This is a genomic window from Gallaecimonas mangrovi, assembly GCF_003367375.1.
GTDB lineage: Bacteria > Pseudomonadota > Gammaproteobacteria > Enterobacterales > Gallaecimonadaceae > Gallaecimonas > Gallaecimonas mangrovi.
Map to the genome: position 1 here is coordinate 3,905,930 of NZ_CP031416.1, position 20,986 is coordinate 3,926,915.

A 20,986-nucleotide genomic window follows, 5' to 3' on the forward strand; every position below is an offset into this window, starting at 1 on the left:
AAAGCGTCGTATAGCGAAAAAGCCAACAACAATGAAAGGGGGAGAGATGCAACAATCTATGTTTAAGGGGCTGGTGTTTGCGTTGGCACTGGTTGCCTCGGCACCGGCCTTCTCGCAAAGCTGTGAAGTCATGTTACCGGTCAGCATCGAGCGCAACACGCCTTTTCTGGCCTTAACTATCGGCAAACAAACGGTTACGGCAGAACTTGATTTAGGGGCGAGAACAGCGCTGCATCTGCCAAGCACGCTGATTAAAACCCTGCCGGGTGTGCATTACAGCAACAAAAGCCTTCGCAGCATGAACGCCGAAGGTAAAGTGCAGCAAAATAAACTTTTTACCCTCGACAGCCTTTCCTTAGGCTGCCTGACCCTTACCCAGCTTAGCGGCGTTGAATTCCAGCCCTGGGAAGTGAACATGGGCGATGCATCCAAAGCGCCCAAACAGCCAAAAGCAGTAATAGGCCGTGACTTTTTTAAAGGCCAGATACTGCACCTTGATTTAGCCCACCAGCGCCTGACCATAACGCCAAGCAAGGCACCACTGGTGGGCTCGAGTCGTTACCAAAATACAGCCGAGGGCCTGACCATAGTGGCCACAAACCATGGCCACCCTTATCACTTGGTGCTAGATACCGGCGCCACCAACTCGGTATTGGCAACAGCGAAAGTTGCCAAAGACGCGGTCATTGACCATTGCAGCTTTAATCTTGGCAACAACATTCCCTGCCAAACCTTGGCTGGGGGCCTTACTGTCCAGAGCCATACCTTTGCCTTGTCACCGCTGCTAATAATCCCCTTCGATCCGCGCTTTCAACAAGACGGCCTGCTGGGCTACGACTTTTTTAGCCAAGCGGTAGTCGATATCGATTTTGGCCACCAGCAATGGCGTTTGGCGGCCAAGGCCCAACCGAGCCGACAATAGCCAGCGCCTTGCTCAGCATTAGCCCTTGTCAGCAACGCCACCGGAACAATCAGGCGCTGCTGGCAACAGCATAAAGCCCGCCAATATAAAGGCCCTGCAATGCGGGGCTTTTTTTGCTCCGGCGCCACTAAAAAAGCAAACGACATTGCTGTTTTTTAAGGCAATATAGCTAAAGCGTCGCTTAGTTATTGCATGGCAATATCATCGATATTTTCTCGCCTAAAGGATGCCTAAAAAAGCATGGAAGCGTTATTGAGCCGCCCCCTTATAAAAATCGTTTTCAGCCTGTTCGTGGCGCTGCTGGCTGCCGGGCCTGCCAAAGCGGCATCAACCTGTGACCATGTCACGCTGCCTCTTAATTTCGACAGCTTAGGGTTACCGCATATTGACCTCGAAATTGCTGGTCACAGCCAGTCGGCGCTACTGGACTTAGGGGTAGAGTCTGCCCTGTATTTGACCCGGGATATGGTTATCAAAAGCCACGCCCTAACCTACACCGGCGATGCGCAGCTCCAAGAAGACTTAGCCGGGCACCAGCAAGTGCCTTGGCTGTTTACCATCAAGCATTTTCAGATTGAATGCATGAGCTTTAATCAGATAAGCGGTGCCGAATTGCTGCCTTGGGGCCTGACCATTGGCCAAGTAAAACTGCCGGACGAAAAAATCATCATCGGCCGTGACTTTTTTAAAGGTAAGGTGCTGGAAATAAGCTACCTGTTTTCCAGCCTGACTATCCGCCAGCCTAAAGCCGCCCCCGGCCCCGAATTTGAACCAATGAAAATGGACGCCAACGGCATTGCCGTCACGGCTAAAACCTTGTCAAAAACCTACCAATTGGTGCTGGACACCGGGGCAAGCTTTAGCTTTATCCGCCCCAAGAGCGTGCCTAAAGGCGAGCAAATTCGCCCCTGTCATTACCCCTTGGGCAAGGTGCAATGCCGGTTATTGGACAGGCCATTGCTGGTGGGCCACAAGGCGTTTTCGTCGCAATTTCTCATTTATCCAGTGTCACCAAGCTTTCAGCGCGACGGCATTTTAGGGGCCGATTTTTTCAAGCAATACGATGTGGATATCGACTTTAAACACCGTGCCATCAGACTAATTAAAACCTGAGCACCACCCCGGTAGTCGTTAAAAAGGAGCAGCGCCTTGCTAAGCATTAGCCCTTATCAACCCAGCCACCGCAATGGCGTTATTCGTTTGATATTGCCCATTCAGCAGCACGAATTTGAGCTGGATATTGATATCGCCCGCCAACCAGACCTGATGGATATTGCCGGCTATTACCAACAAAACCGTGGCAATTTTTGGGTAGCGTTGGACGGCGCCAGTGTCGTGGGTTCAATTTCCCTATTAGATATCGGCAACGGCCAAGGAGCGCTGCGCAAGATGTTTGTCAAAGCCAGCCACAGAGGCAGCGATAAGGCAGTAGCCGCAACCTTGCTCACCACACTGATTGATTGGTGCCACAAAAAAGGAATTAACGAGATCTTTCTTGGCACCACGGCGCAATTTTTAGCGGCACACCGCTTTTATGAAAAGCATAATTTTCAATTGGTTAGTAAAGAATCCTTACCCGGTGCCTTTCCTGTCATGCAGGTCGACAGCCGCTTCTACCGCTTGTCGCTCTGAGCAGAGTGCGCCAGTTGAGCCAAGATAAATTGAAACACAAAGTCGTTTGATCCAAGCCCCCACTCCCTGTTGTACTGGTAACAACGCTTGAATGAATAGGAGATACCATGCAGGTATTGCTGATTGGTGCCACCGGCGGCGTTGGCCGGTTACTGGTGCCCATGCTGCAAGACAGCCCCCGCCATCAATTGCGCGTCATTGCCCGTAAGGCCGAACAGGTCGCCGACTTTAAAGCCAAGGGTATTGACGCTGTACAAGCATCGCTAGAAGGCAGCGTTGATGCCTTGGCCGACGCCATGGCAGGCGTTGATGCGGTGATTTTTTCCGCCGGCTCCGGCGGCAGCACCAGTAGCGACAAAACCTTGCTGGTGGACTTAGACGGTGCGGTAAAAGCCATGGAAGCGGCCGAACAAGCCGATGTAAGCCAGTTTTTAATGGTGAGCGCCATTCAAGCCCACCACCGCGAAAACTGGCATGAAAGCCTGCTGCCCTATTATGCCGCCAAGCATTACGCCGACCGGTTGCTGATCGCCAGCGACTTGGACTACACCATAGTGCGCCCCGGCACCCTGACCAACGATGCCGGAACCGGCAAGGTGAAAGTTGCCACCAACATCACCGGTGGCGGCACCATCGCCCGTGAAGACGTCGCTAAAGTCTTACTGGCCTGCCTGGACAACCCGCAAAGTTCACGTCAGGCCTTTGACTTGGTCAGTGGCGACACGCCCATTGCTGACGCCCTGAACAACCTCTAACAAGCAAAAAGCCCTCGCAAGAGGGCTTTTTTTCATCAGGCCGCAAAGCGCTGGTGGAGATACTGGTTGATGTCGTTCGATTCATACATCCATTCGACTTTGCCATCGTCGTGGGTAATTTTAAGGCAAGGCACCTTCACCCGGCCGCCACCCGCTTCCAGCGCCTGCCGGGCTTTAGGGTCGCGCTGCACATTGGCCATGGCCACCGGTAAAGCCAGGCGATGCACTTCTTTTTTGACCTTGATGCAAAAAGGGCAGGTATTAAATTGATACAGCTCCAGCTGCTTACAGGCTTCGTCTACCTTGGCTTGGGCGTCGGCACTGCGGCTAATGGGCTTGGGTTTGGAAACAGCGGCATAAATCAGCATAAAAGGCATCAAAACGCGGCGTAGGACTTTGAAAAACAAACGGATAACGAGTCTCACGGCCTCTCCTTCTTACCCGGTTTCGGGCAGACAACATTGCTAGGAAAGTGACCAGTTTAACAGGCTAACCTCAAGGCGGCGACTGCTAGCCAACCGCTAGCAGCCACCGATGAAGGCTTTAGTTGCGCTCAGGTGGCGGCGGCATTTTCATTTCGTCTTTACTCAGCACGCCATCGCCATTGGTGTCGAGCTTATCGAACATCTTCGACAGCATCGGGTCGCTGGCCGCTTCGTCTTTGGAGATAACACCGTCACCGTTGCTATCAAGGCTTTCAAAGCTGGGCGGGCCGCCTCGGCCACCCTTCATGCCCCCACCCATGCCGCCGCCAGGGCCATGCTGCATGGCGGCATTAAATTCCGACTCACTGATCTCGCCGTCGCCATTGCTGTCGATACGGCTAAACATCTGTGACAGCATAGGGTCTTTACTGGCTTCATCTTTAGAGATAACGCCGTCGCTATTGGTATCGAGGCTGTCAAAAGACGGCGGGCCGCCCATGGGGCCACCCCGGTTGTTGTCGTCAGCCTGAGCCCAGGTGCTCGCACCCAGCAGAACAGCTAAGGCAAGCAGCGTTTTTTTGTACATAAGGGTATCCATCCTTTAGCAATAAGCGCTTAGCTAGGAACCTTTGAAGGTAGACTCGGTTCAGCAGGGCTTTGGTAAAGATTTGCAAAGGAAATTCAATAAATGAGCAACAAAAAGCCATCGTCAGCGCTGGAGCTGCCACTACAGCAGCGCCAAGAGCTAGGTCTGGCCTTACAACGTTTTTTGGATAAGGAACTGGAGATCGAACTGGAGCAATTCGATACCGAAGCACTGCTGGACTTTATTAGCCAACACATTGGCCCGCACTTTTACAACAAGGCGCTGATGGATGCGCAAACGCTATTAACCTTACGCCTGGAAGACAGCTTTATGGAACTCGAACAGGCTTAATGTCGGCCAATTGGCAAAGCACCGTTAAAAAGGCCCGGCAGGCACTAATGGCCGCGGTTTCTTCCATGGTGTGATAGCCGGTGGTGGGAATTTGTAAGGTGGTCCCGGTTACCATGCCATTAGAGGCCGCCACTATCCGCCCCATTTCGGTACTGCCAAGGGATTGTGCTTCCTGGCCACTGGCCGCCAGCGCCTGGTTTTGCTGCTCGATAAACTGGTCTTTAAAGCTGCTGGTAATGCCGTTTTCCTGGCAAATGGCAGCCAGCCGTTCGGTCATGGTCTTGTCAAAGCAGGCGTTGGCGTCTTTGTTACGCAGCACCAATTGCTGCAGCTCGGCGGCCTGGCGGTCAGGGTAGGGGCTGGTATCCACCACCACCAAGCGGTTAGTGGTATTGCCAAAGCGGCGAAACCATTCCAGCAAATAACGCCAGCTTTTACCGGCTTCTTCCTGGGCGGTAAAAAAGGCCGTGCCTTCAAACCCCAAGCTAAAAAGGTGTACCAAAAACGCCGCCGTTAGCACGTTATCGAGCTGGCCACTGAGGGTATCGCTGGCCACCGTTAAGCGGTCGGCAAAGGCGACCGGGGTACCGGCCACCAGATGCTCCAAGCCTTCAAGGGTAAAAATCAGGTTGTTGCGGCGCTCACAAACATGGGCAGAACCAATATGGCCCTGGCCACGGTAAGCCCCGGACCACGGCTCGTAAGCCATAACCGGCGTTGCATCAAAGCGGTCAACGATTTTGGCCATCAGCTGCTCTGATACCGAATTACCCAACAGATCCGAGCGATTACCGGCCACAAAGGCCGCGTATTGAAATTCATTGGGGCCGGTGCAAATCAGGCCATGGCGGTCAATGTGCGCCGAGAACATCATCGACTGCGGTTTTGCCCCCTGCGCCACCAGCAGCCCTTCATACCAGGTGACCTTGGCGCCACGCTCTTCTAATTCCCGCTGCAAGACCCTGAAAAACCCGTGCTCGGCCCCCACCACACTCGGCTGGCGAATAAGCACTTTAAGTAAATCAACAACATCGTTCAGTTCAGCAGGTAAGGGCACGGCAAGGTCCTCAGCAAGAAGGTGTTTCTAGCATAGAAAGTGGCTGCTTTTTTACCAACAGTTATCAAGCTTAGGAAAGCACTTTTTGCGGGTCTTTACCGGCGTTAACCACGGGCCTGGTTTTCAGCCCAAACAGCAGCCTTAGCCAGCCAAACCGGCGCACCACTTCATAGCCGCCAGCGCAGCCGATAACGGTGAGCAGCAGCATCAAAATGGCCTCCAAAGCGGCAGGCAAATGCAGGGGCCTAAGTGCCACTGCCGCCAGAATGATCAGGGTTTGGTGCAGCATGTACCAGGGCAATACCGCCTTATTGGCATAGCGTAGCCATGGCGCGTCCCGGTTTAAGTGGCGCCCGGCAAAACCGATTGCGGAGAGCAACCAACACCAGGGATTAAGGCTAAAAGCCAACGTATAAAGGCCAATTGCCCAGCTTTGCTGCTGCTGAAAAGCCGCAATTAAACCGGGTAGCCAATGCTGGTGGTCGATAATGGTAAAGGCATAGCAAAGCACCGCCACCACCAGCAGCGGCCAACGTTTATCAATGATCCGCTGCCAAAGCGCTGGCAGACCCGCCAGCAAAAATCCCGCCACCATCGCCAATAAATAACGGCCATGGTTATACCAGTCGGCTACCAACGCATGATTGCTGGGGTAGCGGCCATGAAAGGCAAGGTAATTGGCCACTAACAGCAGCGCCAGGCCCAGCACCGCCAGCCAAAGCGGTAGCCGCTGCAGCCAGCGGCGCGCCAGCAACCAGGCCAGTGGCTTTTTGAGCGCCAGCAGAATAAGCGTGTAGCAAAACAGATACGGTAAATACCAAAGGTGGTTCCAGGTCAGTAAACCAATGGCGGTTTGGTATTGGGGAAAAAGAGCGGTTGCCGGGTTCAGATATTGCGGCCAAAACTGCCAAAAGCTCTGGCTGTAACCTTCAGCGAACACCAGTTGCCAATAAAGCTGCGGCGCACAAATTACCGCCATGCCAAAGGCCAGTGGTATCAGTAACCGCTTGGCACGCAGTGCAATCAGGGCGCGGGCGCTATAGCGTTTGGCCACCAGCGCCAAGGCAATGCCACTAACAAAAAACAGCAGCGACATCCGCCAGGGGTTGGTTAGCAGCATGGCATCTTGTAGCAGCGTTGACTGTTCGGCACTTTTTATGTGCCAATGCCAGTCGGCAACGTAATACATGCCGATGTGATAAAGGATAAGCACTCCAAAGGCCAGTACCCGCAGGGCATCAATATCAAAGCGTCGTGATGTTTGGTTCATGATGGCATCTACCGTTATGTTGGAGTCATCAGTGTTCAAACACCGCAAGCGCAACACCAGCGCCAAGGGTTTACTGGCCAAGGCTTAGGGATAAGAGGTGACAGGGTGGGACAAGCTGTTTTTGCTATCTTTGACCGGCATAAAAAGCGCAATCTGGGGTTATTGATAACCCTGTACCTGCTGATAGGGGATTCCATCAATGCCACCACGGTATGGATGGATGCCAGCCGCAATGGCCAACCGAAAATGGCCTTTTGGGAACCCTTTTGCTGGGAATACACCAGCATGGCGGCGGTGCTGCTTATGCTACCGCTGGTGTTTTTTATGGCCCGCCACCTGCCGCCAACCTTCAGCGGCTGGGGGCGGTTTTTATTGCTGCACTTACTGGGTTCGGTGCTGTTTTGCCTGGGCCATGTGCTGCTGATGGTGGCCTTTCGCCACGGCTTCTACCGTTTGGCCGGTGGCCATTACGATTTTGGTCACTGGCCACGTGAGCTGTTTTATGAGTATCGCAAGGATGCCTGGGGCTACATCTGCTGGTACCTGGCCTATCAGGTTTTCGAGGCCATTTACCGGCGCTTAAAAGGCGAAGCGGCACTGATCGCCGACGCCGACAGTGATAGCAGCCCCGCACCGGCACCAAGCCATCTGTTGGTGAAAAAGCTCGACCGCGAGTATTTAGTCAAAGTGGCTGATATTGAATGGATGCAAGCCTCGGCAAATTACGTCAACCTCCATAGCAAAGGCCGGGTTTACCCACTGCGCTCCACCCTAACTAACCTCCTTGAAAAACTCGCCCCCGAAGGCTTTATTCGCGTGCACCGCAGCCATGCCGTAAACCCCAGCGCCATCGACAATATGCGCTACTACGACAGTGGTGACGGCGAGATAACCTTAAAAAGTGGTACCACCGTTGCCCTTTCTCGCCGCTATAAGGAAGCATTTAAGGCCAAATTTCAGTAACATAGCAAAAAAGTAACAGCCTAGACGAACGCAAAAGGCATAGAAAAGTGTATGCCTACCAGCAAATCGCGGTTTAGTTCGTTCACTTTTTGGCCGTTGTTTGATAAATCAATCACATGTGTCTGTAGCAATAGCTGCAATACCCTTAGCAGCAATCAGTAGAGAACCATTACCAATGCGTGCAGCGTCGTTAGCGAACAATCACAGTCGGTTTACTGCGCCAAGACAGGAAGTCGCCACCATTTCCAACCTCAACAGCACCGATGCCCTAGCGATGATAGAGCACGGTAGCGAGCTGGTTTTAAACGTCACCACCCCGGTTGGCGCCCGCTTTAGCTGTAAAACCGCCTTTATCGGTACCCATTCCACCCACTATTTACTGGTGGAAGCGCCCAAGGTCAGGCCAGACTATTTTGAGCACTATTTTCAGGAAGGGTTTTGGGTCAACATCCGCGCCATATCTCCCCGCGGTGAAGGGGCAGAGCTTTACTTTCGTAGCCAACTGCTGCACCTATTAACTGACCCGCTGCCGGTTATGGCGCTGTCTATTCCCCACATGATGAAGGTGGCGCAGCTTCGCCGCGAGGCGCGCTATGACGTGAAGCTGGCCGGGAAAATTGTTACCGATACCCACAAAAACGAGTGCGAGCTGCGCGACTTGTCGAAAAGCGGCTGCCGTTTTGTTACCCATCCCCTTGGCAAGGGCTACCAACTGGATGAACCCCTTAGCATTAATTTGTACCGCGACGACAACCAAAACCAGCAGTTTCCGGCCCTAACCGGCACCGTTTGTAATCTGCAGCGCTCTTTGCATTACTCCATTTATGGCCTCAAGTTCGACCCGCTCGGCTCTGCCAACGCGGCCAGCATTCTTGAACAGCTCACCTTTGACGGCAGCAAACTGGCATTGCCGGAGTAATGCCATCGCAATTGGCCCTGCCAGCATTTGCTTGAAACTGCTAAGCTGCCGCTTTCAATGGAATGAGTAGCCGCAGACAAGGACAGTAATGAGTAAGTTATTACGCGACAAATACGAAGATGTCGACCTCACCCCTGGGCAAGGTAAAGGCAGCGCGGCACTGTCGCTGTTTTTCTCCAGCCTATCCCTGTTGGCCGCCTTGTGTTTTTGGGTGCCAGCACTGTTTACCACCCCTGAATTTCGCGGTTTTTATAACCCGGCGCTTTTAAAGCCGCTGTTGCAACTGGCCATCGCTATTGGTTTTGGCTTTGGGCTGTATGCCATGCTGCGCCATCCGTCACCGGGTTATGGCCTGACCGGCATGCTACTGGCCATACTGGCGGCGCTTATTGGCTCTGGCCACATCGAAGCGCCCAACATTGCCAGCCGTAACCTCTATGTGGGCCTGGACTATTTTGTGCTGACCCTGGTGATCCTGGCCCTGGTGTTTATTCCCCTAGAGCGCGCCTTTGCCAAAGATCCAACCCAAAACATTCTGCGCAAGGGTTGGATAACCGACCTTAAATATTTCATGTTCAGCCACATGGGCGTGCAGCTCATCAGCTTTTTTACGGTGATCCCCATTCAGGTATTTTTGCACCAGGTAACCACCTGGTCGTTTCAGCTGTGGGTAGCCGCGCAACCGATTTGGCTGCAATTTATTGAGCTGTTACTGGTGGTGGATTTTGGTACCTACTGGATACACAGAGCCATGCATGAAATTCCGGCGCTGTGGAAAATTCACGCCATTCACCATTCCACCGAACAAATGAACTGGCTGGCCTCAAGCCGGCTGCATCTGTTTGAAATTTTGGTAAACCGCTTTGCCGGTTATCTGCCCATTTTTGTGCTGGGCTTTGCCCCTTCGGCGGTTTATGCCTACTTGGTGTTTATTTCTTTTCACGCCATCTTCATTCACGCCAACCTGCGCTTTCGTTTTCCGCTGCTGCGCTGGGTACTGGCCACCCCCGAATACCACCACTGGCACCACTCGTCAGAAGACGAAGCCATTGATAAAAACTACGCCGGCTTTTTGCCGCTCTATGACGTGCTCTTTGGCACACTTTTTATGCCAAAGCACCTGGCAAGCCGCTACGGCACTGTGTCAGATCCGGTGCCAGACGGCATTGTTGGCCAGTTCCTCTATCCCTTTAAAAGCTGGCTAAAGCGCCAATAACCGCCACAAAAAAGGCCTCCCACCGGAGGCCTTTTTTATCAGCACTGCTTACAAGCTAAAGCAGTAGTTCAAGCGGTAGTCTTCACCATTTTTGGCGGTGTAGTCTTTGTCTTCGACGCAGGCTTCGGGCTTGTCGCCTTTCACCAGGCTTATCCAGTGGCGCATACCAGCGGTAGGGGTGTCTTGGTCAGCCATTTGCGTAAAAGTGGTGCAGGTTTCCAGCTGCACGTCGTCAATAAAGGCCAGCGCTACATTGCCCGAACCCTGGTGGCAACCGAATGCCACGTCTACATGGCCGCCGCTACCGTCGCGAAACAAAATAGAGCAGGGCGACTCTTTTTCCCCTTCATAAGCCACGAACTGGCAAGGGTGCTTGAGGCCACTGTGGCTGCCATCTTTGAAGTAGGCCAGCAGGTGGTGATAGTCGATAACATAGCTGGTCACGTCTTGATGGGAACCGGCTTCAAGGGGGAACAAGTTATCTAAAAGCTGTTTGGCTTTGACCTGCTTTTCGCATTGCAGGCTGGCTTCCACCGCAAAAATGGCTTCGGCAATAAAGGGCTTTTGTTGTTCCTGGATCTCGGTTCTATCAAAAGTCAGCATGTTCATGTTATCTACCTCGTTGGTGATTCGGTCTCTTGCCAGTGCATGGTGTTTAACCTTAAGTGTGCTGCTGGTTAAGTGTTCACGGTGTTCGATAAGTAGACTAGCCAAAAGTTGACTATAATTTCACAACAAAAATTTTACAGTGTGAATTTTACAAAATGGCAGTGTCAAAAAGCTTGGTCAGACAATCCCATTTTCTTGGCACCAAAGTCAGGAATTTGCGAAAACGTAACCACCTCACCATGGAGGACTTGTCGTCCCGTTGCGTGCGCATCAACCCCGAAAACGCCCCGTCGGTGTCGTACCTGTCGATGATAGAAAGGGGCAAGCGGGTGCCCAGCGTCGAGATGCTGGAAGTGATTGCCGAGGTCTTTCAAAAAGACGTTAAATGGTTTTTGGACGACGAGCCGGAACAAGCGGAAATTACCCCCGACAAGGGTAACCGCGGCGGCATTAGCGGCATGGCGCTGGAACCAGGCTTTTTGTTTTCAAACGAAATACTGCAAATTGCCATTCCAGAAATGCTGTCGCAAACCGGCATCACCGGCCGCCAGTTTGCGCACCTATTGATACGTGCCCACCAGGAAAACCTGCAAAACCATTTTCCCAACCTGGAAAGGGCCGCCGAAGAAATCGGCCTAAAGCGCCTTAACCTGGCGGTGGAAGATTTGGTGGCTATCGCCAGCGACCTTGGCCTTAACATCAAGTGGGTAAAACGCACCCCAAAAGAGGTGGTAGACGAGCTTGGTATTAGCGCCAAACAGCTAGTGACCTCCTTTTTTGAACCGCCCGGCACCCTTTATTTAAACGAGATGCTGCGCCAATTTCCCACACGCCTGAAATACGACCTTGCCGTCTACATTGGCCACAAGGTCTTGCATGGCACCGACGGCGTAAAAGGGGTGCTGACCATCGGCCACACCCAGCCCTGGGAAGAAGACAACGCCGCCCCCACCGATGCCCTAAACGCCCAAGACATTTTGCAGGCCTGGCGCGATTTTGAATCGAGCTTTTTTGCCGGCGCGCTGCTCTGCCCCAAGGTGCCCTTTCGCCAACTGTTAGACAGCAACGGTTATGAAATTGCCGTACACAAAAAGGCCGGAGTGTCGCCGTCGGTGGCCATGCGGCGGATGACGGTGGTGTCGCCCTACCCGCACTGGCACTACTTCGACGCCTACGGCGAAGGCAAGCTCAAGGCGGTATATCGCGGTAACGGCATTCCGCTACCCTGGGGCAATATGCGCAAGGTCAAAGACCCTTGCCAGCACTGGGCGGTGTTTCGCCGCCTCTCGCAAGCACAGGCAGGCAACCCCAGCTCAGCGCAAATCTCCATTCTCAATGTCGGCGACAAGCCGCGTATTTATTGCTGCGAGTCGGTCAATATTCTCGACGCCGCCGGTAACGACCGGGTGCTTTGCGCCGGTATCGACCTTATTCCCGCCATTACCGCCCAAGGCGTAGACGCCGACGCCATTGCCAGCGAACTCAAAGCCAGCTGCGTAAAAAGCGGCGGCGCCGCTGCCATCCCTAATGCCATTAAAAAGGAGCTGCGCACCATCGCCAAAATTCTCAATATCAACTGGATAGAGCGCGGCATCGAAAGCGACGCCCGGCTGATTTGCTCGCGGGGGGCGGTATGCCCCAGAAAGCCGAGTTGTTATGGGGGTTGCAGTGGCGAGTGAGCTTTTACTCCCTGGCGGGATACCAGCACCTATTCCTATAACAGCCAAGTTAGGCATATCCACTTCTTTCACATTTTTAATGCTTAGCCGTTTACCCAGTGTTTTGATGTGGTTATGGTTGTTTAGGTTGGGTTTAACAAATGGATTTGGTGATAGGGAAGGCTGTCAGCTCAGGATGAGAAAGGGAGATTGGGAACCGCACCCAAGGGCGGTAGCGTCGATTGAGCCTTTTACTACCTAATCAATAACAAACTGATAATTAATAGTTTTTCACTCTTACCCTGGTTTCACTGACGGCTCCTCTATACGCCGGGTCTCGCCCCGGCAGGCGAGGTACTTTGTTTTCGCACAAAGTACCCAAAGGCACCGCCCAGACGCTACGCGATGTCCTTACCTCTAGTCGCTTGCCGCTGACCGCTGCGTACGGTTCCCGACGCGTCCTCCGCTCGCTCGACATCCCTGTCTCGCGTCAGCTCACGCTCCCGACGGTAAGGCGCTCCACTTAAATGGGCTCCAAAAGCGGCGTTAGTAACACGTATGGGTGATAGAACTGTCTCAGCTGCCCCTACACTCCCATCAGCAAAGCGCTGCACTTAACGGGCAATAAGAGCGGTGACAGCAATGCCTTTGGTTGAAAAGACTGACCAAAGCTATTCCATCAAACCGCGAAGGGAAACAGATGATGTATCGCTTGTGCTATCAAATGACAACAAGCACTTATCTCGCTTTAAAACGATACCGCCCGATTTTATCACGCCACAAACTGTGTTTTTGGCAAAAGTAATCATGAATATCATTTAGTTATTTCAATACCAACCAACTGGTCAAGTGAGCAAATGCGAGCACGATCGCTAATAAAACTGTTATGCGCTATGGAGAATTCATGAGTAATCTGGAGTTAGAGAAAAAATTCAGCAAACTATTATTAATGCTAGTCCTGGCCAGAAAATCGCACTGAACTTCAGTGGTATTCCATTAATAATAGATATAAAAATGGAATTTAAAGGTGGCTGGGAAGTAACACAAACAATTATTCCCGGCAGAGCTTTTGAGTTCACCAAGGGCGAAGGAGACTTTTTAGTCAGCATTGACATAACGATGAATCCTTATGAAGGGCTTGCGAGCGCATAACAAACCAAGGCAGTGGGACGATTACATGCAGGCTCCCGTCACTTCGTTCCGTATTTTAGCCTGCATGTACTTGCCCCTGCTTGGGGCGTTAGGGCTACCACATCGTTAAAATAACCAGCATAACGAATAAACCATGAAGGTTAACTATTTCGGTTACTGTATAAGAAACCATGTAACAGGTCAGAAAATGCTATTTGACCTTAGAGATTTTTTGAAGGCATATTGCCGCCATGCCAGTACAGCATTTAAAAACAACTTTTTCCATAATGATGAGCATGTGTATCTTATTCATCATTTTGGAGATACTTTCCTTTTCTTAATTACAAGAAGCCATGAACTGATTAAGAAAGTGAATACTAATAATGTTTCCGTTGGTGAGATTAATTCGCTACTTGAACAAGATGAGCAACTTGGGTTCGCATCTTACTTACATATAAAAGAGGATCATTTCGGGTTTGCATCTACATTGCTCGCGCCTAGAGTGGATGTTTTTACAACACACATAAATAACCTCCTTGAATCACTTGGAATCCCTAATTTAAATTTCTTGCCACAAGCCTTGCTTTATCAAGCAACAAAAGAAGAAGCATTGTCGCTGCCACATATTGGGAGGACTACCATTGAACTGTCCAAGGAAAACTCATTTGTACAGGACATACTTGCGTCAATTTCCGCAAACACGACCGATACAATTGAACTTGATGGCATTGAGATCGTAATAAAGCCTAAGTCAAGAAAGAACATAAAGCCTACTGTTAGTAAGTTTCTATCATCTATCCCTGATGATGGCGTCGAGCGGATGATTATGAAAGCGAGAAATGAAGGTGCTTCTCAGATGACTGATTTATATCTGGTTGGTCGTGGAGCCATTTCAGATAGCGTGGATAAATCACAAGAAACTCGTATACCATCTCTATTAGAAGAGAAGATGAATAGAAATAGATTTTTACAAGACAAGTTAACGGAGTACAGGGCTGATGAAGGTTTCGAGGAAAATTCTCTTGATGTTATTGTTCGGTTTACTGACGCTAGTGCCTGGGCCGATCTTTTATCTGATGTATTGCAAGATAGTAGCGATAGACCCGAGTTGGTCGATGAGCCTGATAGAACAGAAGAATAATCTTGCTGTAATTGTAGCGACATTTGCATTTACTATGCTTGGATTTTTGGCAGCAGTGATAACAATCCTATTCTCTTTTTCTCGGTCTAGCACATTTAAAAAGTACAAGCGCAAAGGGCATTTAGATGTATTCTTCTTTGTCTACTATTTTGCGATAGTAAGCCTTGTTGTTACTTTTGTACTCGCTTTATTAACATTGGCTAGTGGTAATGGATTATGGGCAATGCGAGGTGGACTGATGTCGACAGTCAATAATTTGGCTCAAATCACTTTACTGACTGTAATCATTGTAAATCTAAGCCGTAGGGCAATGAACGAGCCCTAACAAGCGGCAGCAATCGGACTTACAAAACTGTCACTTGTTTTGCCAAAAAAGTGGCAAGAAAAACGTGGGACACCCACTTCTATATCCCAATAAAATCAAATGGTAACGAAGCCACCTGCTTTTGGGGCCCCTTTAAGTGAAGCGCTGAGTGGAAAGGAACGTGAGTGGGCACGAGGCATGGACGCCGAGTGAGCGGAAGAAGGGCAGGATGCCCGTGTGCAGCGACCGCGGTAAGTGACTGGAAGCGAAGCAATAGCGTAACGCCGGGGTGTCGTTCTTTGCTTACTTTCTTGGACAAGCAAGAAAGTAAGTCGCCCGCCGGGGCGAGTCCCGGCATTAACACACCAACCAGCGAATGAGGAAACTGAAGGTATAGCCATCTTTTTTATTAGTTTTCTCTAGAATTGACCTTTGTTTAAAAATGGTAAGACCCGATGTTAAGACCAGAAATATTAAAAAGAGTAAAAGAAGAAATAGATCCATCACTTTCTATTACGAAAAGAACAACTCCAGTTCCATACTTTGGGGATTATGATAATGCAAGAGCTTGTACTATCTCATTAAACCCAAGCGACCGAGAGTTTTGTGATAAAAATGGTGAAATTCTAATTCCAGAAAAAACAAGACTATGTTCAAGACAAGAACTTGAAAGAGAAGATTCTCAAGAGTTAACAGATTCAGAGGCAATAAAGGTAATCGATAATTGTAAAAATTATTTTAGAAAAAATCCTTATAAGTTATGGTTCAATAAATATGAAGAGTTCCTAAAGCAGTTTGAACTTTCATACTATGATGGGTCGGCTGTACATCTTGATATTGTTCAATGGGCAACGACACCTTTTTGGAATAAGCTAAGTTCAGATACAAAAAGTATCCTTTTAAAAAAAGACCTACCTTTTTTAAAGCTGCTATTAGAAAAGAATTTTGATTTTATATTTCTAAATGGATTAACAGCTGTGACTGAAACAGCAAATGTTTTAGATATCAGTCTGAATGCTATTCCATCAGAACTAATAGATGGTAAAGTCTCCCAAGTTTTTCTAGGGTGGTACAATAATTCTAGAGTAATAGGATGGTCTCCATATATTCAGTCAGCATCAGTTGGCGGTTATAATAAAATAAGAAAAATTGCAGAAAAAATTATATCTGAAAATAGAAAAGACCTCATAAAATAATTTAGCGGATCTTGAAATTTACTGGTTTTGCAAAACGTAGAATACCCACCTTTATATTCAAATAAAATCAAAAGTTAACGAAGCCACCAGCCTTCGCCCGTTAAGTGCAGCGCCTCGCGGGAAGGAGTGGGAGCTGACTTGAGGCAAGGATGCCGAAAGAGCGGAAGACGCGTCGGGAACGCGTGTGCAGCGGTCAGCGGTAAATGACTGGTAGCGAGGAAATCGCGGAACGTGGGTTGTGCTTTTGGTTGGGCAGCCCCGCTGACTTTTGGCGTAACAAAAGTAACCCGGCTGCCGGGCCGGAACCCGGCGTGTAACGGAACCAGCAAGTATCATCAGGCAAGCAACTGACGCCCAATAACACAGACCATCAACCCCAACCCTCCAAAACCTCCCCCAACACCTTCGCCAGCCCCTGTGGATTCTCCCACGCCATTGAATGCCCAGCGTCTTCCACCAAGGCGATATCAATGCCTTGAGCGGCCAGGATGTCAGTATCCGGGTCCGGCAGCGAATGCACACCAAACACAAAAGCTTTGGGGACCGGCAGCGCATAAAAGCGTTGCCGCCAGGATGGGCTGCCACCGGCGATAAGAGACACCGCCTCGCGATGCACTGCCTGGGGTAGACAAAGGCGCATACTGGCGGCCCACAGCTTGCCGCTGGGGTCGGCGCTGTCAACACTGCGGGCAATAACCTGCTGGTGACCGCAGTGAACGTAGTCTTGCTCGCTGATGGCGGCGATTTGTTTACTGAACATGCCGCCACCGGCATCGAGGTTGGCTTCACTCAAAACAAGGCCCGCCAGTTGCTCGGTAATAAGGCCCGTAAGCTCAATGGCCACAGAGCCGCCGCGGCTATGGCCGTACAGGTAGCAGCGACCCAGTTGCAAGCTTCGGATAAAGTCGGCCAGATACTGTGCGTGGGCGCTGATGCTGTAAGCAAACGCCTCGGGCTTGTCGCTAAAACCCGCCCCTAACAAATCCACCAGAATGCAGCGGTGGCCTTTGTGCGCCAAGCGGGTAGCCACTTCGGGGTAATCAAAGGAAGAGGCGCAGCCGATACCGTGAATAAAGACGATAGGCGTATTATCGCCGGGCAAGTCGTGATAGCGCACATAAGCGCCTGCTGACGATACGAAAAATCCTTTCACCCTTACCACCCCGTTTGTAGTCCACGTTTTTGCGGCGGTGATATTACCTGAACAAAGTCAGATCTCTAACGAAGCTAGCTGCTTTTGGGCCCCAATAGCGTAACGCCCGGCGGATAGAGAAACCGAGTGGCATCACACCAATAAAAAAAGCAATTCTTCCCTTTATAACCAAACTAAAAAAGCCGACCTCACCCCGGCTGCGCCACCAATACTCCCTCAACGGCAAGCACATCTTGCAAGTGTTTAATAAGCAGCCCTGAGTAGGTTGCGTCATCATAATGATGGTCGCAGGGATCTTTGTTCAAAAGATAAGGGGCAACCAGACCATCTGGCCCTAAAGACTCGTTGTCTAACCAAAGGTAGTGGTGTCCCTGCTGTTGGCAGTAGCTTGCCATTTGTTTGTTAAAGGCCAGAGTCAGTGCGGTTCTTTGCTGTTGGGTGGCATTGATGTCGTTGCGGATATTCGCAATTTCGCCCCAGTCGTTATCATCCCTGATAGTTGGCATTGGCGTAGAGATACAGATAACCGGCGCTAAGGCGGCCACCTCGGCAATAAAGGCCTGATAGTTATTGACGGCTTTTTCCAGCATCTCAGCGACTGGAGCCTGGTATTTCTCGGCCCGATACCAAATGACAAACCCGGTATCGACCTCACCGAGCAGCAGCACAATATAGGCTGGGCGAGCCGACTTTAACGCCTTGCGGAATTTATCCAGCGCCTTGGTCTTGGAGTTCGGGTTTTCCAGGCCAGAAATGGTTGCGCCGCCCACGGCGCAGGTTGAAACAAAAAAGCCTGGGAACGCTTTTTTTAGAAGCTCTTTTTTAAAGACACTGGCATGAGAGTCCCCCAACACCAACACCTCTTGCAAATAAAAACGCTTAAAATACTTCAGTACGCGCTGAATACTTTTTCGCTTTAGAAATTTTACTGCCATTGCACCGCTTCTTTTCGAACAGCTGCCCATTTTTAGCTCGCCGCAGCCAACATTAACTTTCACTAAAATAATGAGGCGGCCATAGAAAAAGCCGTCTTTAGCGGTCTGTATTTTTTCGTGAAAACATGACCTTGTTTGTTAAACAATCGTGCAGCAAATCACCCGCACAGTCGCAAGGCCATTAGCGTGCTGATGGCACTATTAGCAAATAGACGTGGGGCACCCACTTCTACATCCCAATAGAATCAAAAGTTAACAAAGCCACCTGCTTTTGGGGCCCCTTTAAGTGAAGCGCCTTACTGGCGGGAGTGGGAGCTGATGCGAGTCAGGGATGAGAGGCGGCCAGCTTGGTCAAACTGAACACGCGTCGGGGCGAAGCTTGCGCATCAAAGTGCTGCTTTGATGCTGCTGAGCGCGAGCACAGGACGTGGCGAGCCGGAATGCTAGCAACACGGGATTCAATCAGGACACCGCGACAAATTTGCCAGGAGCAAATTTGAATATCGGCGCTTGCGACGATTACCCGTTAGGGCGAAGACCGTGGATGGTCTGAGTAAACGTGGGCAGTGCTTTTGGTTGGGCAGCCCCACTAACTTTTGACGTAATGTATACAACGTAACAAAAGTAACCCGGCTGCCGGGCCGGGACCCGGCATTAAAAACCCGGCGGATAAAGGGATCACCCGTTTCAACAAACCCCAAAATCCACTAAACCCAACCCACAAAAAAGCCGCCCTAGGGCGGCTTTTTTTATTCGCTAACTACACCGTTACTCAGGCAACACATTAAAGGTCACCGAGCTCGGATACTGCTCAGAGTGGTACACCTTGTGGGTCGCACGTTCAAAGTCGGCTTTTTTGGCCTCAAAAATATTCGGTACATATTTTTGCGGGTTCAAATCGAGGAACGGGAACATGGTGCTTTGAATTTCTATTTCCAGTTTGTGGCCACGTTTAATGTTGTGGAACACGTCGTAGAGGTCGAATTTCACTTCAGTAGGCTTATTGGGCACAAAGGGCTCAGGCTTGGAGAAGCTATTGCGGAAACGGCCGCGAATAACGCCCCAGCGCACCAGTTCATGGCGATTGCCGGTGTCATCATCTTTAAGGCCGGTGTTCTCGTCGGTGCCGGGGAACACATCCACCAGCTTAACGATAATGTCGGCGGCGGTGTGGTCGGTCGAGAACCACAAGTTGACCTTAAGGCGGCCAGCAATGGTCATGTCGTGCTTGGCAACCGGGGTATCAAATACCAGCACGTCGGGGCGACGGGCGGCAAAGCGCTGGTCAGCGGCCATGTACTCACGGGCCCAGCCACGGGTAATGCTGGTGGACTGCGGTACCGGTTTATTGGGGTCAGAAACGTAGTCGCTAAAGCCGCCTTTAGGGTCTTTGTGGTCCAGCAGCTTTTCACCGCCGCCTAAATACAGGGTTTTAGACTCGGTGTGCTTGGGCGGCCAGCTGTCAAAGGTACGCCAGCGGTTAGCACCGGTTTCAAAAACAATGGCTTTGGCCAGTTCAGGCTCTTTTTTCCCTTTCAGATAATGCTCGAAGAACGGCAGTTGCACGTGGTCTTGGTACCACTTGGTGGTGTCAAAACCGAACTGGGCGGTGCCCATGTGCGAGCCGTCGGCGCGGTTCCATTGGCCGTGGAACCAGGGGCCCATTACTAGGCGAACGTTACTTTTCTTGTTGCCATGGGACATGGTGGCGTAGGTAGACAGCGCGCCGTACAGGTCTTCGGTGTCGTACCAGCCGCCCACCACCAGGGTTTCAGGCTTGGTGTTTTTCAGGTGCGGCAACACATTACGGGCCTGCCAGTAGGCGTCGTAGTTGGGGTGCTCGGTAATTTCGTCCCAGAACGGGCGCTTATGGTGGAAGTATTCCTTGTTGGCGTTGCTCAAGGGGCCCAATTCTTTAAAGAACTGGTAGCCGTCTGGGGTGTAGAGCTTGTGCCCTTCCGGCCAAACGCTAATGGGGCCCTTGCGGGGCTTGTCAAAGGTGTCGAGGAACAAAAACGCCATGGGGGTAACGAAGGTGCCGCGGCGGTGGAAGTCGTCTCGGAACCAGTTGGCGATGGGCGCCTGCGGGGAAATGGCTTTTAGCGCCGGGTGGGCGTGAATAGACGACACCGAGGTGTAATAACCCGGGTAAGAAATGCCCCACTGGCCCACTTTGCCGTTGTTATCGGGAATGTGTTTTACCAGCCAGTCGATGGTGTCATAGGCGTCGGTGGCATCATCGGTGGCCTTGCCACCTTTTTCGGCTGCGTCTTGCGGGCGCATGTTGACGAACTTGCCTTCAGACATAAAGCGGCCGCGAATGTCCTGGAATACAAAGATATAACCGGCTTTTTCAAAGCTTTCGCTTGGCCCTAAGCGGGTTTTGTATTTGTCGGCTCCGTACGGCGCAACCTGGTAAGGGGTGCGCTGCATCAAAATGGGGTATTTCTTGGAGCGATCGTAGGGAATGTAAACCGAGGTAAAGAGCTTAACACCGTCGCGCATCGGGATTTGGTATTCAAACTTGGCATAGTGGCTACGAATGTAGTCAGCCCGCTCTTTATCGGCCTTGGCAGGCTCGGCGGCAAAGGCCGTGCTGACCAACAGCAGCGCCGCCAATGCTGCCGCGAAGCCGCGCATCATTATGGTTTTCATGACATTTCCTTAAAATTTTTTACATAGCTTCCCGTTTGTTGGGTAGCGGTACAAGGGCGCAACGGCAGAGGGCAGGGGTTTCGGGGTAAGCGGTTGTTAAACTGTGAT

At 51.1% G+C, this 20,986-nt stretch carries 21 protein-coding genes; 13 read left to right on the top strand and 8 right to left on the bottom strand.

Annotated elements, in window-relative coordinates:
- The first annotated feature begins 46 nt into the window (after window positions 1-46).
- The 4 genes from DW350_RS18595 to DW350_RS18610 all read left to right on the top strand — a co-directional run bounded on the left by DW350_RS18595 (window position 47) and on the right by DW350_RS18610 (window position 3,309).
- Window positions 47-922: a pepsin/retropepsin-like aspartic protease family protein gene (locus tag DW350_RS18595; RefSeq protein WP_115720372.1), complete on the top strand. Its 876-nt coding sequence runs from the start codon at window positions 47-49 to the stop codon at window positions 920-922.
- Between the two features lie 240 nt (window positions 923-1,162).
- Window positions 1,163-2,035 (top strand): pepsin/retropepsin-like aspartic protease family protein, encoded by an 873-nt coding sequence (locus DW350_RS18600; protein ID WP_115720373.1) that lies wholly within the window; start codon window positions 1,163-1,165, stop codon window positions 2,033-2,035.
- A gap of 36 nt (window positions 2,036-2,071) precedes the next feature.
- The gene (locus DW350_RS18605) at window positions 2,072-2,554 is read left to right on the top strand and encodes a GNAT family N-acetyltransferase (protein ID WP_115720374.1); all 483 of its coding nucleotides are present in this window, start codon (window positions 2,072-2,074) and stop codon (window positions 2,552-2,554) included.
- Between the two features lie 107 nt (window positions 2,555-2,661).
- Entirely contained in the window at window positions 2,662-3,309 is a 648-nt protein-coding gene (locus tag DW350_RS18610; RefSeq protein WP_115720375.1) for an SDR family oxidoreductase, read from the top strand.
- A 35-nt stretch (window positions 3,310-3,344) separates the two neighbouring features.
- On the opposite strand, the gene DW350_RS18615 is transcribed toward DW350_RS18610, so the two are convergent.
- Both DW350_RS18615 and DW350_RS18620 read right to left on the bottom strand, forming a co-directional pair.
- Window positions 3,345-3,734 (bottom strand): glutaredoxin family protein, encoded by a 390-nt coding sequence (locus tag DW350_RS18615; protein ID WP_115720376.1) that lies wholly within the window; start codon window positions 3,732-3,734, stop codon window positions 3,345-3,347.
- A gap of 118 nt (window positions 3,735-3,852) precedes the next feature.
- Window positions 3,853-4,320, bottom strand: a complete 468-nt coding sequence (locus DW350_RS18620; RefSeq protein ID WP_192954745.1) for an EF-hand domain-containing protein — start codon at window positions 4,318-4,320, stop codon at window positions 3,853-3,855.
- A gap of 102 nt (window positions 4,321-4,422) precedes the next feature.
- Between DW350_RS18620 and DW350_RS18625 the strand changes: the two genes are divergently transcribed.
- Complete coding sequence (locus tag DW350_RS18625; RefSeq protein ID WP_115720378.1) at window positions 4,423-4,671, top strand: DUF2164 domain-containing protein; 249 nt, start codon at window positions 4,423-4,425, stop codon at window positions 4,669-4,671.
- Here the strand turns inward: DW350_RS18625 and DW350_RS18630 are convergent.
- On the bottom strand, window positions 4,649-5,728 hold the full coding sequence (locus tag DW350_RS18630; RefSeq protein ID WP_115720379.1) for a peptidase M42: 1,080 nt from the start codon (window positions 5,726-5,728) through the stop codon (window positions 4,649-4,651). The genes DW350_RS18625 and DW350_RS18630 overlap by 23 nt on opposite strands.
- A 70-nt stretch (window positions 5,729-5,798) precedes the next feature.
- Window positions 5,799-6,998: an acyltransferase family protein gene (locus DW350_RS18635; RefSeq protein WP_115720694.1), complete on the bottom strand. Its 1,200-nt coding sequence runs from the start codon at window positions 6,996-6,998 to the stop codon at window positions 5,799-5,801.
- Between the two features lie 105 nt (window positions 6,999-7,103).
- Here DW350_RS18635 and DW350_RS18640 point away from each other — a divergent pair, with 105 nt between their 5' ends.
- The 3 genes from DW350_RS18640 (at window position 7,104) to DW350_RS18650 (ending at window position 10,096) form a co-directional block, all read left to right on the top strand.
- Window positions 7,104-7,961, top strand: coding sequence for a LytR/AlgR family response regulator transcription factor (locus tag DW350_RS18640; RefSeq protein ID WP_115720380.1), 858 nt, complete (start codon window positions 7,104-7,106; stop codon window positions 7,959-7,961).
- A 175-nt stretch (window positions 7,962-8,136) separates the two neighbouring features.
- On the top strand, window positions 8,137-8,880 hold the full coding sequence (locus DW350_RS18645; protein ID WP_115720381.1) for a PilZ domain-containing protein: 744 nt from the start codon (window positions 8,137-8,139) through the stop codon (window positions 8,878-8,880).
- 88 nt (window positions 8,881-8,968) lie between these two features.
- Entirely contained in the window at window positions 8,969-10,096 is a 1,128-nt protein-coding gene (locus tag DW350_RS18650) for a sterol desaturase family protein (protein ID WP_115720382.1), read from the top strand.
- A 48-nt stretch (window positions 10,097-10,144) separates the two neighbouring features.
- Here the strand turns inward: DW350_RS18650 and DW350_RS18655 are convergent, their stop codons facing one another.
- Entirely contained in the window at window positions 10,145-10,705 is a 561-nt protein-coding gene (locus DW350_RS18655; RefSeq protein ID WP_115720383.1) for an aldolase/citrate lyase/malate synthase family protein, read from the bottom strand.
- Between the two features lie 155 nt (window positions 10,706-10,860).
- On the opposite strand from DW350_RS18655, the gene DW350_RS18660 reads away from it, so the two are divergent.
- The 5 genes from DW350_RS18660 to DW350_RS18680 all read left to right on the top strand — a co-directional run bounded on the left by DW350_RS18660 (window position 10,861) and on the right by DW350_RS18680 (window position 16,135).
- On the top strand, window positions 10,861-12,384 hold the full coding sequence (locus tag DW350_RS18660) for a DUF3612 domain-containing protein (protein ID WP_115720384.1): 1,524 nt from the start codon (window positions 10,861-10,863) through the stop codon (window positions 12,382-12,384).
- A gap of 993 nt (window positions 12,385-13,377) precedes the next feature.
- On the top strand, window positions 13,378-13,515 hold the full coding sequence (locus tag DW350_RS19565; protein ID WP_192954746.1) for a hypothetical protein: 138 nt from the start codon (window positions 13,378-13,380) through the stop codon (window positions 13,513-13,515).
- A gap of 133 nt (window positions 13,516-13,648) precedes the next feature.
- Window positions 13,649-14,635, top strand: coding sequence for a RexA family antiphage protein (locus DW350_RS18670; protein WP_115720386.1), 987 nt, complete (start codon window positions 13,649-13,651; stop codon window positions 14,633-14,635).
- Entirely contained in the window at window positions 14,610-14,960 is a 351-nt protein-coding gene (locus DW350_RS18675) for a hypothetical protein (RefSeq protein ID WP_115720387.1), read from the top strand. The genes DW350_RS18670 and DW350_RS18675 overlap by 26 nt, the downstream gene beginning before the upstream one ends.
- A 434-nt stretch (window positions 14,961-15,394) precedes the next feature.
- Window positions 15,395-16,135 carry a hypothetical protein gene (locus DW350_RS18680; RefSeq protein ID WP_115720388.1) on the top strand — a complete coding sequence of 247 codons (741 nt, stop codon included), beginning with the start codon at window positions 15,395-15,397 and terminating at the stop codon, window positions 16,133-16,135.
- A 370-nt stretch (window positions 16,136-16,505) separates the two neighbouring features.
- Here the strand turns inward: DW350_RS18680 and DW350_RS18685 are convergent, their stop codons facing one another.
- From DW350_RS18685 to DW350_RS18695, 3 genes are all read right to left on the bottom strand, one after another.
- Window positions 16,506-17,288: an alpha/beta fold hydrolase gene (locus DW350_RS18685; protein ID WP_115720389.1), complete on the bottom strand. Its 783-nt coding sequence runs from the start codon at window positions 17,286-17,288 to the stop codon at window positions 16,506-16,508.
- A 188-nt stretch (window positions 17,289-17,476) separates the two neighbouring features.
- A complete protein-coding gene (locus DW350_RS18690) occupies window positions 17,477-18,223 on the bottom strand; it encodes an SGNH/GDSL hydrolase family protein (RefSeq protein ID WP_226911360.1) in 747 nt (248 codons plus the stop codon).
- A gap of 768 nt (window positions 18,224-18,991) precedes the next feature.
- Window positions 18,992-20,878, bottom strand: a complete 1,887-nt coding sequence (locus tag DW350_RS18695; protein ID WP_115720390.1) for a CocE/NonD family hydrolase — start codon at window positions 20,876-20,878, stop codon at window positions 18,992-18,994.
- Window positions 20,879-20,986 lie beyond the last annotated feature (108 nt).

Coding starts and splice junctions, on each gene's coding strand:
- DW350_RS18595 (WP_115720372.1), top strand. CDS start 47: ATGCAACAATCTATGTTTAAGGGGCTGGTGTTTGCGTTGGCACTGGTT.
- DW350_RS18600 (WP_115720373.1), top strand. CDS start 1,163: ATGGAAGCGTTATTGAGCCGCCCCCTTATAAAAATCGTTTTCAGCCTG.
- DW350_RS18610 (WP_115720375.1), top strand. CDS start 2,662: ATGCAGGTATTGCTGATTGGTGCCACCGGCGGCGTTGGCCGGTTACTG.
- DW350_RS18620 (WP_192954745.1), bottom strand. CDS start 4,320: ATGTACAAAAAAACGCTGCTTGCCTTAGCTGTTCTGCTGGGTGCGAGC.
- DW350_RS18625 (WP_115720378.1), top strand. CDS start 4,423: ATGAGCAACAAAAAGCCATCGTCAGCGCTGGAGCTGCCACTACAGCAG.
- DW350_RS18635 (WP_115720694.1), bottom strand. CDS start 6,998: ATGAACCAAACATCACGACGCTTTGATATTGATGCCCTGCGGGTACTG.
- DW350_RS18645 (WP_115720381.1), top strand. CDS start 8,137: ATGCGTGCAGCGTCGTTAGCGAACAATCACAGTCGGTTTACTGCGCCA.
- DW350_RS18650 (WP_115720382.1), top strand. CDS start 8,969: ATGAGTAAGTTATTACGCGACAAATACGAAGATGTCGACCTCACCCCT.
- DW350_RS18655 (WP_115720383.1), bottom strand. CDS start 10,705: ATGAACATGCTGACTTTTGATAGAACCGAGATCCAGGAACAACAAAAG.
- DW350_RS18660 (WP_115720384.1), top strand. CDS start 10,861: ATGGCAGTGTCAAAAAGCTTGGTCAGACAATCCCATTTTCTTGGCACC.
- DW350_RS19565 (WP_192954746.1), top strand. CDS start 13,378: ATGGAATTTAAAGGTGGCTGGGAAGTAACACAAACAATTATTCCCGGC.
- DW350_RS18670 (WP_115720386.1), top strand. CDS start 13,649: ATGAAGGTTAACTATTTCGGTTACTGTATAAGAAACCATGTAACAGGT.
- DW350_RS18675 (WP_115720387.1), top strand. CDS start 14,610: ATGAGCCTGATAGAACAGAAGAATAATCTTGCTGTAATTGTAGCGACA.
- DW350_RS18680 (WP_115720388.1), top strand. CDS start 15,395: ATGTTAAGACCAGAAATATTAAAAAGAGTAAAAGAAGAAATAGATCCA.
- DW350_RS18690 (WP_226911360.1), bottom strand. CDS start 18,223: ATGGCAGTAAAATTTCTAAAGCGAAAAAGTATTCAGCGCGTACTGAAG.
- DW350_RS18695 (WP_115720390.1), bottom strand. CDS start 20,878: ATGAAAACCATAATGATGCGCGGCTTCGCGGCAGCATTGGCGGCGCTG.